General features: G+C 70.3%; 11 protein-coding genes. 5 read left to right on the top strand and 6 right to left on the bottom strand.

Translation table 11 applies throughout. The annotated features are described in order from the left end of the window. Window positions 1–54 precede the first annotated feature (54 nt). The 4 genes from K343_RS20355 to ftsH all read left to right on the top strand — a co-directional run bounded on the left by K343_RS20355 (window position 55) and on the right by ftsH (window position 4,727). Window positions 55–1,452, top strand: coding sequence for a flavin-containing monooxygenase (locus tag K343_RS20355; protein ID WP_051277814.1), 1,398 nt, complete (start codon window positions 55–57; stop codon window positions 1,450–1,452). Then, entirely contained in the window at window positions 1,449–2,300 is an 852-nt protein-coding gene (locus K343_RS0101405; protein ID WP_028006553.1) for an SDR family NAD(P)-dependent oxidoreductase, read from the top strand. The genes K343_RS20355 and K343_RS0101405 overlap by 4 nt, the downstream gene beginning before the upstream one ends. Window positions 2,301–2,358: 58 nt before the next feature. Beyond that, window positions 2,359–2,751: a helix-turn-helix transcriptional regulator gene (locus K343_RS0101400; protein ID WP_028006552.1), complete on the top strand. Its 393-nt coding sequence runs from the start codon at window positions 2,359–2,361 to the stop codon at window positions 2,749–2,751. Window positions 2,752–2,861: 110 nt separating this feature from the next. Beyond that, the gene (gene ftsH / locus K343_RS0101395; RefSeq protein ID WP_028006551.1) at window positions 2,862–4,727 is read left to right on the top strand and encodes an ATP-dependent zinc metalloprotease FtsH; all 1,866 of its coding nucleotides are present in this window, start codon (window positions 2,862–2,864) and stop codon (window positions 4,725–4,727) included. Between the two features lie 42 nt (window positions 4,728–4,769). Here ftsH and K343_RS0101390 read toward each other — a convergent pair whose 3' ends face one another. Together K343_RS0101390 and K343_RS0101385 are read right to left on the bottom strand one after the other, a co-directional pair. Beyond that, window positions 4,770–4,967, bottom strand: coding sequence for a hypothetical protein (locus K343_RS0101390; RefSeq protein ID WP_020648674.1), 198 nt, complete (start codon window positions 4,965–4,967; stop codon window positions 4,770–4,772). A gap of 11 nt (window positions 4,968–4,978) precedes the next feature. Next, window positions 4,979–7,462, bottom strand: a complete 2,484-nt coding sequence (locus K343_RS0101385) for a flavin-containing monooxygenase (RefSeq protein ID WP_051277879.1) — start codon at window positions 7,460–7,462, stop codon at window positions 4,979–4,981. A gap of 237 nt (window positions 7,463–7,699) precedes the next feature. On the opposite strand from K343_RS0101385, the gene K343_RS0101380 reads away from it, so the two are divergent. Then, window positions 7,700–8,740: an AraC family transcriptional regulator gene (locus K343_RS0101380; RefSeq protein WP_028006549.1), complete on the top strand. Its 1,041-nt coding sequence runs from the start codon at window positions 7,700–7,702 to the stop codon at window positions 8,738–8,740. Window positions 8,741–9,069: 329 nt separating this feature from the next. Here K343_RS0101380 and K343_RS24950 read toward each other — a convergent pair whose 3' ends face one another. The 4 genes from K343_RS24950 to K343_RS23090 all read right to left on the bottom strand — a co-directional run bounded on the left by K343_RS24950 (window position 9,070) and on the right by K343_RS23090 (window position 12,620). Further along, on the bottom strand, window positions 9,070–9,495 hold the full coding sequence (locus K343_RS24950; RefSeq protein WP_281169366.1) for an NUDIX hydrolase: 426 nt from the start codon (window positions 9,493–9,495) through the stop codon (window positions 9,070–9,072). A gap of 113 nt (window positions 9,496–9,608) precedes the next feature. Beyond that, a complete protein-coding gene (locus K343_RS0101370) occupies window positions 9,609–10,145 on the bottom strand; it encodes an Hsp20/alpha crystallin family protein (protein WP_028006547.1) in 537 nt (178 codons plus the stop codon). A gap of 98 nt (window positions 10,146–10,243) precedes the next feature. Beyond that, window positions 10,244–11,137, bottom strand: coding sequence for a diguanylate cyclase (locus K343_RS0101365; protein ID WP_051277813.1), 894 nt, complete (start codon window positions 11,135–11,137; stop codon window positions 10,244–10,246). A gap of 4 nt (window positions 11,138–11,141) precedes the next feature. Beyond that, window positions 11,142–12,620 (bottom strand): ATP-binding protein, encoded by a 1,479-nt coding sequence (locus K343_RS23090; protein ID WP_051277812.1) that lies wholly within the window; start codon window positions 12,618–12,620, stop codon window positions 11,142–11,144. Window positions 12,621–12,937 lie beyond the last annotated feature (317 nt).

The raw sequence follows: 12,937 nt of genomic DNA, 5'->3' as shown, positions 1-12,937 counted from the left end.
GCGCATGCCGTCCCGGGTCGCCCTGCTCTCCACCCTTGCCGCCAGGAAACCGCCGTGTCCGATCCGTCGTCGTCCCCCGCCTCTATCAGCGATCGCCGCGATCGCATCTGCATCATCGGCGCCGGCCCGGCCGGCCTGTCGATCGCCCGTGCGCTCAAGCGCCTCGGCCTGCCGTACGACCAGTACGAGCGGCATTCCGATCTCGGTGGCCTGTGGGATCCGAGCAACCCCGGCACGCCGGTCTACCGCAACGCGCACTTCATTTCCTCGCGCAACACCTCCGGCTTCTTCGACTATCCGATGCCGAAGGAATTCCCGGACTATCCGCACAACCGCGACATCCTCGCCTACACGCGCATGTTCGCGCGCAGCTTCGGCCTGCGCGACGCGATCCGCTTCAACACGCCGGTCGCCAAGGTCGAACAGGACGGCGCGCTGTGGCGCGTGCAGCTCGGCGACGGCCAGGTGCTGCACTACCGCGCCGTGGTCTGCTGCTCCGGCACCAACTGGGACCCGAACCTGCCGCGCCATCCGGGTGAATTCAGCGGCGAGATCCGCCACTCGGTGACGTACAAGGACCCGGCCGAATTCCGCGGCAAGCGCGTGCTGATCGTCGGCGCCGGCAACTCGGGCGCCGACATCGCCTGCGATGCGGCCGCCAACGCCGAGCGCGCGTTCATCAGCATGCGCCGCGGCTATCACATCATTCCGAAGCACTTGTTCGGCATGCCGGTCGACGAATTCGCCGAGAAGGGCCCGGCGCTGCCGATGTGGCTGGAGCGCCCGGTGTTCGGTCTGCTGCTGCGCTGGTTCGTCGGCGACACCTCGCGCTGGGGTCTGCCGAAGCCGGATCACAGGCTGTTCGAATCGCACCCGCTGCTCAATACGCAGCTGCTGCACTACCTGCAGCACGGCGACATTCGCGTGAAGGGCGACATCGAACGTTTCGACGGCCAGGACGTGGTCTTCAAGGACGGCTCGCGCGAGCCGATCGACCTCGTGCTCTACGCGACCGGCTACAACATGAGCATGCCGTATCTTGCCCAGGATTATTTCGAGTGGCACGGCGGCCGGCCGGAGCTGTACCTGCGCACCTTCAACCGCAAGCACCACAACCTCTTCGCGCTCGGCCTGCTCGAAACCAACAGCAGCGCGTACACCCTGTTCGACCGCATCTCGCACCTGCTCGCCCACTACCTGCTCGACGAAGTCCGCAACCCGCAGCGCGCCGCCGCGTTCGAACAGCTGATCCGCGACGACCACACCGATCTCGGCGGCGGCCTGAAGTTCGTCAACAGCAACCGCCATCAGGGCTACATCGAGATTCACGCCTTCCGCAAGCATCTCGAAAAGGTGCGCAAGCAGATCGGCTGGGAGCCGCTCGAGCCCGGCTACTTCAAGCCGATCGAGGTCGCGCCCGCGCAGCTCCCGCCGCCGGCGGTAGCGGCATGAGCGCGCGCCTGGACGGCAAGGTCGCGGTCGTCACCGGCGCCGCCGGCGCGATCGGCCGTGAAGTCGCACTGCGGCTCGACGCGCTCGGTGCGGCGCTGCTGCTCGTCGACCTGCGCGACGAGCCACTGCGCGCGTTCGCGGCGACCCTGCAGCGACCGGCGCTGAGCGTCGCCGCCGACCTCAGCGCCGCCGACGCCCCGGCGCGCATCGCCGCGGCGGTGCAAGCCGCGCATGGCCGCTGCGATTTGCTCGTCAACAACGCCGGCATCGTCGTTCCCGAACCGTTCGAGAGCACACCGGCCGAGCGTTTCGAGCGCGAGGTGCGCGTCAACCTGTTCGGGCCGATGTTCCTGACGCACGCGCTGTATCCGTTGCTGCAGCAGACGCGCGGCCAGGTCATCAGCGTGGTCTCGCTCGGCGGCCAGCTGCCGCTGAAGGAATGCCCTGGCTATTGCGCGTCGAAGTTCGGCCTGCGCGGCCTGATGCTGTCGCTGGCGCTGCGCGAAAAGACCACCGGCGTGGCGATCAGCATCGTCAATCCGTCCGGCGTCGACACGCCGATGATCGAGCATGAGGCGCTGCACGGCGGTTCGGCGCTGAACTTCCTGAGCCCGCCGCTGGCGCCGGGCCTGATCGGCGACGCGGTGATCCGGCAGATCGAGCAGCGCTGCATCGAAACCGACGTGCCGCGCGGCGACGGCTGGCTGATCCGCTTCGTGATGGCGTTCCCGGGGCTTTACGCACGCGTGCTGCCCTGGCTCGAGGCCTCGGGCGAGAAAGGCCGGCGCCGCTATCTGCGCGCAAAGGGCCTGAGCCTGCCCGAAGGCGGCGGCCCTGGATCGCGCTAGCCGTTCGCCGCAGCCACAGCCGCAGAGGGACGGTTTCGATGGCGCCGGCAGCGGCCCGATGCCGGCCGAAAGCCTGGCCGAAGGCCCGCCGGCCGATCGGGCCGGCGGCTGGGTCTGCGCGAGCGCGGCGGCGATCACGGCCGGCCTGAGCGACGGACGCGTCTCGATCGGCCGCGTCGCCGCCGAACTCGGCCTCTCGGAACGCGCGCTGCAGCGCCGTCTCGGACATCGCGAACGCCGCTACACGGACATGCTCGACGCGCTGCGCCAGGCGCGGGCCGAACAGCTGCTGCGCGATCCGCGGCTGTCGCGGGTCGAGATCGCGCTGAGTCTCGGCTACAGCGAGCACTCGGCGTTCACGCGCGCGTTCAAGCGCTGGACGGCGTTGACGCCGCAGGCCTATCGCCACCGCCTGCGCGACTTCGGGCCGGACGCGACCGCACGCGACTGAAGGCCCGGCCGCGCCGGGCCCGACGGCCCTTGATGAGTGTCAACGCGCGCAAGGCGCGGCCATGGCCCAATATCGGCCATCGCCCGCGCCGAAGTCCCGCCAGGACCCTCATGGATCGCAAGACCCAGCTCAACCTCGCCTACCTGCTCATCGCCGTGTTCGGCGTGCTCATGCTGCAATCGCTGTTCTCGACGATGACGCACGTCGAGGCGGTGCCGTACAGCGAATTCCAGCAACGGCTCAAGAACGGCGAGATCAGCGAGGTCGAAATCTCCGACGATGCCGTCAAGGGCACGCTGAAGAATGCGGGGCAAGGCAAGACGCAGTATCTCCTCGCCAACCGCGTCGCGCCGGAACTCGTCGCCGAACTCGACGCCGCCGGCGTCAAGTATTACCAGGTCCACGAGAGCGGCCTGCTGCGCACGCTGGCGTCCTGGGTGATCCCGCTGCTGCTGTTCTACGCCGTGTGGATGTTCGCGTTCCGCAAGATGGCCGACAAACAGGGCATGGGCGGACTGCTGTCGATCGGCAAGAGCCGCGCCAAGGTCTTCGTCGAGACCGACACCAAGGTCACCTTCGCCGATGTCGCCGGCGTCGACGAGGCCAAGGCCGAGCTGCAGGAGATCGTCAACTTCCTCAAGGACCCGCAGGGCTACGGCCGTCTCGGCGCGCGGCTGCCGAAGGGCATCCTGCTGGTCGGTCCGCCGGGCACCGGCAAGACCCTGCTGGCGCGCGCCGTCGCCGGCGAGGCCGGCGTGCCGTTCTTCTCGATCAGCGGCTCGGAGTTCGTCGAGATGTTCGTCGGCGTCGGCGCCGCACGCGTCCGCGACCTCTTCGAGCACGCGCGCGAGAAGGCGCCGGCGATCATCTTCATCGACGAGCTCGACGCCCTCGGCCGCGCGCGCGGCGCCACGCCCTGGGGCGGCCACGACGAAAAGGAACAGACCCTCAACCAGCTGCTCTCTGAAATGGACGGTTTCGATCCGCGCCAGGGCCTGGTGCTGCTGGCGGCGACCAACCGCCCGGAGATCCTCGATCCGGCGCTGCTGCGCGCCGGCCGCTTCGACCGCCAGGTGCTGGTCGACCGCCCCGACAAGCGCGGCCGCCTGCAGATCCTGCAAGTGCATATCGGCAAGGTGAAGCTCGCCGCCGGCGTCGACCTCGGCGAGATCGCGGCGATGACGCCCGGCTTCTCCGGCGCCGATCTCGCCAATCTCGTCAACGAGGCGGCGCTGCTGGCGACGCGGCGCGGGGCCGACACCGTCACCACGCAGGACTTCGGCAACGCCATCGAGCGCATCGTCGCCGGGCTCGAAAAGAAAAACCGCCTGCTCAATCCGAAGGAGCGCCGCGTCGTCGCCTACCACGAACTCGGCCACGCCTTCGTCGCGATGAGCCTGGCGGGCAGCGATCCCGTGCACAAGGTCTCGATCATCCCGCGCGGCATCGGCGCCCTCGGCTACACGATCCAGCGGCCGACCGACGACCGCTACCTGATGTCGCGCGTCGAACTGGAGAACAAGATGGCGGTGCTGCTTGGCGGCCGCGCGTCGGAGGCCTGCGTGTTCGGCGAAATCTCGACCGGCGCCGCCGACGACCTCGTCAAGGCCACCGACATCGCGCGCAGCATGGTGACCCGCTACGGCATGACCCCGGAACTCGGCCAGGTCGCCTATGAGAACGGCAACCATCCGTTTCTCGATACGCCGGAAATGCGCGATCCGGAGCGCCGCTACAGCGAGGACACGGCGCGCAAGATCGACCAGGCCGTGCAGGCGCTGGTCGACGGCGCCTACCAGCGCGCGCTGGCGCTGCTGCGCAGCGAGCGTGCCGCGCTCGACCGCGCCGCCGAGGCGCTGCTCGCCAAGGAAACGCTGCTCGAAGCCGAACTGGCCACCTATCTGCACGGCGGCGACGCGGCGGCACCGAGCAGCGCGGCCGCGCCGGCGCCGGCTTCGCCGCCGGCCGGAGCTTGAGCCGGCCGGCGCTCGGTGTCCGGCCGCTCGCGATTCGGCGCCTCAGGCCTCGCCGCGGCCGCTGCGGCGGGTGCCCTGCTCCATCACGTTCTGCACTTCGAGTTCCAGCCACAGCATCGTGTGCGCCCGCGCCCGGCTGATCTCGGCGTGGAACGACTCCGCCGGCGGATACAGCAGCTCGCGCCGCTGCTGCGCCGCGCTGGCCGTACGGCCGGGCTGGCGATTCGGTCTTCCGCGCATCTTCGTCCCCTTCAGCCCGCCGCGCCGAGCGGCGCGAGTTCGGCATGGCACGCTTCGGTGGCACGCGACGGCAGCGCCGCGCGGCGGCTGAACGCGGCCAGCGTCGCCAGCGCGTCGCGCGCCGTGCGCAGATAGAACGACTGCAGATGGAAAACGTGCCAGCGCGCCTCGTGGATTTCGAGCGTGCAGCGCACGCCGCACTGCGCCGCGCGCGCGGCCAGACGCAGCGAATCGGACAGCAGGATCTCCTGACTGCCGGCCTGCACCAGCATCGGCGGCAGGCCGGCGAGATCCTGCTCCAGCAGCGTGCTGCCGGCGCCGGCCGGCGCGCGATACCAGTACAGGCCCTGCTGCAGCCAGCCGAGACGGATCATCGGATCGTCGCCGCGACAGGTGCGCAGCGTCTCGCCGCCGAGCCGTGCGTCGGTGACCGGCGAGATCAGCGCCAGCGCGGCCGGTTTCTGGCCGGCGCGAACCAGACGCAGCGCCAGTTCGAGCGCCAGCGCGCCGCCGGCCGAATCGCCGGCGATGACGATCTGGTCGGCGCGCAGGCCCTGCGCGAGCATCGCCCGAAAGCAGGACTGCGCGTCGTCGAGCGCGGCCGGATAGCGATGCTCGGGCGCGAGCCGATAGTCCGGCACCCACACCGGCAGGCCGGCGCCGGCGGCCAGATGCGTGGTGACGCCGCGATGCGTGGCCGGACTGCCGAGGCAGAACGCGCCGCCGTGCAGATAGAGGATCGCCGCGCCGCCGCGGCCCTGCGCCGGCTCGACGATCTCGACGTCGCGGCCGGCGACCGCGGTGCGGCGCGTGCGCACGCCGCCGCGGCCCGGCATCAGCCGCGCCAGCGTCGCGACCACCGCGCGCTCGAAGCCGGCCGGGAACGGCGGGCCGATCAGCGGCCGGAACATGCCGCGCAGGATCGCCCGCATCAGCACCGCGCTGGCGCGCTCGACGCGATCGGCCGGCGCCGCGATGCGCTCGATGCGCGTGCCCTCGCCGTCCTGCTCGACGCGGCTGAAGCGATAGGCCTGCAGGCTGCTGAAGCGGGTCAGCGCGCGATAGCTGAGCGTGAAGCCGGGCCAGTTGGTGCTGTTGTGGCCGTTGGCGTCGACGTACCAGCTCTTGCAGCCGTTCCAGACGGTGCCGCCGAGGCGCTGCTGCACCTGCGTGTTGAACGCGCGGTAGCGGTCCGCCTTGACCTCGATCGCGGCGGCGCCGCTGCGCCGCAGCTGCGCCAGGCAACGCATGACGTGCGCGATCTGGCTCTCCAGCATGTAGACGATCGAGTTGTGGCCGAGATTGGTGTTCGGCCCGTAGAGCATGAAGAAGTTCGGGAAGCCCGGCACCGTCATGCCCAGATAGGCGGCGGCGCCCTGCGCCCAGGCTTCGTTGAGGTCGCGGCCGTCGCGGCCGGTGATGCGCATCGGCGACAGGAATTCGGTCGCCGCGAAGCCGGTGCCGTAGACGATCGCGTCGACCTCGTGCACGCGGCCGTCGGCAGTCTCGATGCCCTCGGGCACGACGCGGTGGATCGCGTCGGTGACCAGCTCGACATTCGGCCGCGCGATCGTGGCGAGATATTCGCTGCTCAGCAGCACGCGCTTGCAGCCGACCGGATAGTCCGGCACCAGTCGCGCGCGCAGCGCCGGATCAGCCACCTGCTGCGCCAGCAGCTTGCGGAACGGACGCTCGACCGCCGGCTTCATCAGCCACTTGAAACGCGTGAACGCCAGCGCGCGCGCTTCGTACTGCAGATAGATGCGCAGGCGATGCAGCCGTGCGCGCAGCGGCCAGCGCGCGAAGGCCTGCTGCTCCGACTCCCGGTACGGGCGATCCGGACGCGCCATCATCCACGCCGGCGAGCGCTGGAACACCGACAGGCGCTGCACCTTCGGCGCGATCGCCGGCACGAACTGGATCGCCGAGGCGCCGGTGCCGATCACCGCGACGCGCTGGCCTTCGAGCGCATACGAAGCGTCCCACTGCGCCGAATGGAAGCTGCGGCCGCGAAAATCGGCGAGGCCCGGCAGCTTCGGCAGCGCCGGCCGGCTGAGCTGGCCGACGCCGCTGACCAGCAGCCGCGCCTGCAGCGTCGCGCCGCCGCGCAGCGTCACCGTCCACAGCGCATGCACCTCGTCGTAGCGCGCGCCCTCGACCTCGCTGCCGAAACGGATGTGCGGCAGCAGCTGGTACTGGCGCGCGCAGTGCTGCAGATAGGCGGCGATCTCGGGCTGGCGCGCGAACACGTGCGACCAGCGCGGATTCGGTTCGAACGAGAACGAATACAGATGCGAGGGCACGTCGCAGGCGGCGCCCGGATAGTGGTTGTCGCGCCAGACGCCGCCGACGTCGCCGGCCTTCTCGAGGATCACGAAGTCCTCGATGCCGGCGCGGCGCAGCGCCACGCCCATGCCGATGCCGGCGAAGCCGGCGCCGATCACGATCGCGCTCAGCGGCGCAGCGGAACCCGGGCTGCGGCCTGCGTCAGCCATGAAGCGCTCCGGCTTGGCGGCAACAGTCTGCGGCGCGCGCACGGGCAGCCGGCGCAAGGGTCTGGCAGGGATACGGCATAGCTCCTCCGGCGGACTCGTGGAGCCCGCGATGTTGTATCGGGAGTGTGCGCGGCCCGCGCCGCGCCCGGCCATGCCGGGACGGGACAACTATTTTATGATTCGGGCCAAATGATGGCCCGCCAACCCTAATCGAAAGCCCCTGCCGAGAACCGGTCGATGAGCGTCTGGGATTTCAAGCGCAGTACCGCCAGCGTGCAGCTGCTCGTCGCGTTCGGCCGCGAGCGCGGCCACGCCGAGGCCGAGCTGCTGCGCGGCAGCGGCCTGTCGCCGGCCCAGCTCGCCGATCCGAACGTCGAAATCGCCGCGGTGCGCGAGCTGCGCGTGATCGCCAACCTGCTGCGCCTCAGTGGCGATGCCCCCGGCCTCGGCCTCAGCGCCGGCCTGCGTTATCACTTCACCGCCTACGGCTTCTGGGGCTACGGCCTGGTCAGCAGCGCCACCGCCGCGGACGCCCTGCGCCTGGCGCTGCGCTTCATCCCGCTGACCTACGCGTTCACGCAGATCTCGTTCCACGAGCAGCAAGGCCTCGGCATCCTGCGCTTCGACGCGCCGGACTGCGCCGACAATCTCAAGCGCTTCGTCGTCGAGCGCGACGTCGCCGCCGCGGCGACGCTGCTGCACGAGCTGGCCGGCCCGTCGTTCACGCTGCGCCGCATGGCCTTGCGCGAGGCGCCGCCGCGCGCGGGTGCGGTGCGCGAAGCACCGGCGCGCCTGTTCGGCATCGAGCCGGTTTACGGCGCCGCCAGCAATCACCTCGCCTTCGACCGCGCCTATCTGGCGCGCGCGCTGCCCGGCGCCAATCCGGTCACTGCGGCGATGTGCGAGCAGCTGTGCAGCGAACTCGTGCAGCGCCGCCGCGCCGCGATCAGCACCGCCGAAGCCGTGCGCCTGTATCTGCAGGCGCCGGCCACGCGTCTGCCGGACCTCGACGGCATGGCGCGCCAGCTCAATGTCAGCACACGCACCCTCAAGCGGCGTCTGCACAGCGAGGGCACGTCGTTCCGCCTGCTGCTCGAGGATTGCCGGCGCGCGCTGGCCGACGAGCTGCTGCGCGATCGCCGGCTGCGTCTCGGCGCCGTCGCCGAACGGCTCGGTTTCGCCGATCTGTCGAGCTTCTCGCAGGCCTACAAGCGCTGGCACGGCGTGCCGCCGTCGGCGCGGCGCACGCCCGCGGCGGCGCGACGCCCTGCGCGCTGATGCCGGGGCCTGTTCACGCCCATCGCGTCGTTGTGCCCGGGTCCGTTGTGCTACAGCGCGAAGTCACGGGCAGCGACAGGTCCAGGATGTCCATCAGCGACGAGCGCATTCGCCGAGCGAACGGCCTGCGATGCGCAGGCATCGCTGAGCGGGGCCGGTCCCTTCGGGATGCCGCCGGGCGCGCCGCCACGCGGCGTTGCAGTCCGCTTCCCGGGAATCACCCCGGTGCGCGGCCCGCGCCTTTGTCTTGGCCGGGAACCCAGGGCCTCGCGGCTCGCCGGGCAGCCCCACAGCGACGCCACTCGCGACGCCACGGGCGCCAACAGGCCCTAACCCGCACGCGGGCCGGCGCCGAGCGTCAGCAGCAGCGCATCGAGCAGGGGCTGCTGGCTCGCCAGCAGCTTGCGCCGCGCCGCGGCGATATCGAACCAGCCGGCGCGGTCGATTTCCGGAAAGCTGCGGCGCTGCCCGGAACGCGGCGGCCATTCCAGTTCGAAGCGATTGCTGGCGATCGCTGCAGCGTCGAGCTCGGCCTCGACCGCCCAGGCCTGCACGCGCTTGCCGCCCGCCTGCCGCAGCGGCGGCAACGCACGGAACTCGCCGTCGACCGTCTGCCCGGTCTCTTCGGCGAACTCGCGCCGCGCCGCATCGAGCGGCGCTTCCTCCGCGCCGGGTTCGCCCTTGCAGATCGACCATGCGCCGTCATCGCGCTTCGCCCAGAACGGACCGCCCGGATGGACGAGGAAAACCTCGATCCCCGTCGGCCGCCGCCGGTACGGCAGGAGGCCCGCACTGCTGCGCGCCGACCGCCGCGGCGCCGCCGTACGGCGGCGCCCGGAAAGTCCCGGACCGTCGCGCGGAATATCGCTCAGGCCGCCGCCTTGATCGGAATCTTCTTCTCGCGCTTGGCCTCGGCCGATTTCGGCAGGGTGAGGGTCAGCACCCCGTTCTTGAAGCGGGCTTCGATCTTGTCGGCATCGACGCCGTCTGGCAGGCGGAACGCACGTTCGAAGTAGCCGTAGTGGCGCTCGGAGACGTAGAGCCGCTTCTTGGTGTTTTCGCTCTCTTCCTTCTTCTCGCCGGTGATCGTCAGCATGCCGTTGGCGACCTGGACGTCGACGTTCTTCTCGTCCATGCCCGGCAGTTCGACGGTGATTTCGTAGTTGCCGTCGTGCTCGACGATCTCGGAGGCCGGCGTCGCCGCCGTCAGCCAGTCGCGGCGCCAGAACGGCTCGGACTCGAACGCGTTGCGACGGAATGGCGAATGGCGGTCGAAGTCATCGAACAGGCGATCGACTTCGCGGCGCAGGCTCTCGAACGGATGCCACTCGCGTGCCTTCTCGGCCGTGGCCACTGCCTGCTGCTTCTGCGGCGCAGCCGCCGTGGTGGAGCGCTGATCAGCCATGGAAACTCTCCTGCTCGTGTCGGGGGCCTTCGACGCTAATCCGCTGCCGCCCGACCCGCCTTGACCTGCATCAAAACCCCGCGCGCCCCCCCATCGCTTCAGCCGCAAACGCGGTTGCGGCCGAGCGACTTGGCTTCGTAGAGACGCCAGTCGGCCTCCTCGACGAGCGTGTCGACCGTGTCGTGCTCGTCGAGCACGCGGGTCGCCACGCCGAGGCTGATCGTGAGGACACGCGCCGGCGCGCGCGGATGCGCGATCGCCGCAGCCTCGACCTCGTGGCGCAGGTACTCGGCGGTGCGCAGCGCTTCGTCGCGGACCGTGCCCGGCAGCAGGCAGGCGAACTCCTCGCCGCCGTAACGCGCCAGCATGTCCTGCGGGCGGCGCAGCGCCCTTCCCAGCGCATCGGCAACCGCACGCAGGCAGCGGTCGCCGTAGGCGTGGCCATGCAGGTCGTTGCAGGACTTGAAGCGATCGATGTCGATCAACACCAGACTCAGCGGCTGGCGCGTGCGCCGCGCGATGCGGCCTTCGAACTGCAACAGCTGATCGAAGTAGCGGCGATTGAAGACGCCGGTCAGCGCGTCCTCGTAGGCCATCGCCCGCAGGCGGTCGGCCTGCGCCTTGAGTTGCAGATGTTTGCCGACGCGGGCGCGGACCCCCTCGTAGCTGACCGGCTTGCTGATGAAGTCGACGGCGCCGGCCGACAGACCCTCGGCTTCGGACGCCGGCGAGTCGTGACCGGTGACGAAGATCACCGGAACCGACGCGGTCGCCGGATTGGCCTTCAGGCGACGACAGGTCTGCAGGCCGTCGAGACCCGGCATCTCGATGTCGAGCAGGACCAGATCCGGTGCCTCGCGCAGGCACAGTTCGAGCGCGTGCTCGCCGTCGTCGGTCACCAGCATCTCGTGCTCGTCGCCGAGGATCTGCTGCAGCAGGAAGCGGTTCGCCGGATTGTCATCGACGACCAGCAGGCGCGGGCGAAAAGGCATGGCGCTACGAATCCGGCGCGGCCGGCAACAGGAAGTGGAAGCGGCTGCCCGGCCCTTCGTTCGCATCGACCCAGATGCGTCCGCCGTGCCGCTCGACAATGCGCTTGCACAAGGCCAGCCCGAGTCCGGTGCCCGGATAGCGGTCCTGCGGATGCAGGCGCGCAAACAGCTCGAAGATTTTCTCGCGCCGATGCTCCGGAATGCCGATGCCGTTGTCGCTGATCGTGAAATGCCACTGCGGGCCTTCGCGCTGCGCGGCGACGTGCACCTCGGGCATCACCTCCGGGGCATGGAATTTCAGGCCGTTGCCGACCAGGTTCTGGAACAGCTGCAGCAGTTCGGCGCGGTTGCCGCGCACGCCCGGCAGCGCGGCATCGACGCAGATAGGTCCGGCGCCTCCGGGCGCCAGCATCGTCGCCAGCGCCTGTACGAGTTCGGCGGTATCGACGGTCGCGTCGCGCGGCACGTCGGCGCCGGCCTTGGCCAGCGCCAGCAGCTCGATGACGAGCTGGCGCATGCGCTCGCTGCAGCCTTCGATGAAGGACAGCGACTTCAGCGCCTCCGGCGTCGCCACCGCGCCGAGCTGACGGCGCAACAGTTGCGAGAACTCGATGATCGAATGCAGCGGCGCCTGCAGATCGTGCGAGGCGGCGTAGGCGAACTGCACGAGGTCCTCGCTGCTCTGCGGCATGCTGGCGGGCGCCGCCGCGTCGCCCGCGCCGGACGGCGCGCTGTCGGCATGGACGAGCAAGAACGACGCGCGTTCGTGTCCGGTTTCGACCACGGGCCAGGCGAGCATGTTCCAGTCGCGCGGCGGCTCGCTGCGCGTCGACCGCAGGCGCACGGCGATTCGCACGGCGCGCTGGCTTTCGATCGCGTCCGCGAACGCCGCTGCGATCCGGGCCCGCTCACCAGACGGGAATGCGTCGAGGAAGGGTTGCCCCTGAAGGTCGCCGGCCGCGCGCCCGACGAAGCGCGCATGGGCCTCGTTGGCGAAGCGCACGTGCAGCTGCCGGTCGAGCAGTACGCACGGCGCATCGTCGCGCGCGCAGAAGCCGCGCAAGCCGATGCTGACCACGTCGCCGGAGGCATCGGATGCATCGGATGCATCGGCGCTCGACGCCGGCTTGCGTGCGCCCGCCTCGAGCCCGCGCAGCGTGCGCTCGAGTTCGTCGGCGTTGACTGGCTTGTGCAGGATATGGGCACCGGCGGCACGCGCCTCGCGCACCGGCATCGCATCCGGATCGAAGGCGGTGACAACGACCACGCCGATGCGACCGGCACCGCGCGCAAGCGTGGCGGCCAGCTCTGCGCCGTCGATGTCCGGCATGTGCAGGTCGGTGACCACGCAACACGGCGCCGCGCCGTCGACCGCAGCGAGGCAGTCGAGAGCCGAGGCAAAGGCGCGTGTTCGCCAGCCCAGCGCGGCGATCAGGAATTCGAGTCCGCTGCGCGCGGCCGGGTCGTCGTCGACGACGTACACCGTCCGGCAGCATGAAGCTGCCGCCGCGCCGGACGACCGTGCGTCGGCGGATCGGACGCGGCTGTTGCCTTCACGCGATGGCCCGGGCGGCGCGCCGCGCTGACGCCGGCTGTCGTCTTCCGGCTTTAGGTCCGCGCCATTGTATGAGTACGCCGCGGCGGCCATGGATCGTACGGCACGAAAGTCCATGAGCCCCCCCTGTAGGTCTCACTTCGGTTACGTGGAAACGGTGAAATGACCCACCCGATTTTTCCGTACGCTATCGCACCCAAGCGACGCGTCATATGTCGTCAGGCGCCGGCCGGCGCAGCGAAGCC

The sequence above is a fragment of the Solimonas flava DSM 18980 genome, from assembly GCF_000426685.1.
GTDB classification, from domain to species: Bacteria; Pseudomonadota; Gammaproteobacteria; order Nevskiales; family Nevskiaceae; genus Solimonas; species Solimonas flava.
Note: the sequence above shows the minus strand (reverse complement) of the source record. Positions and strands in the feature narration are given on the sequence as shown.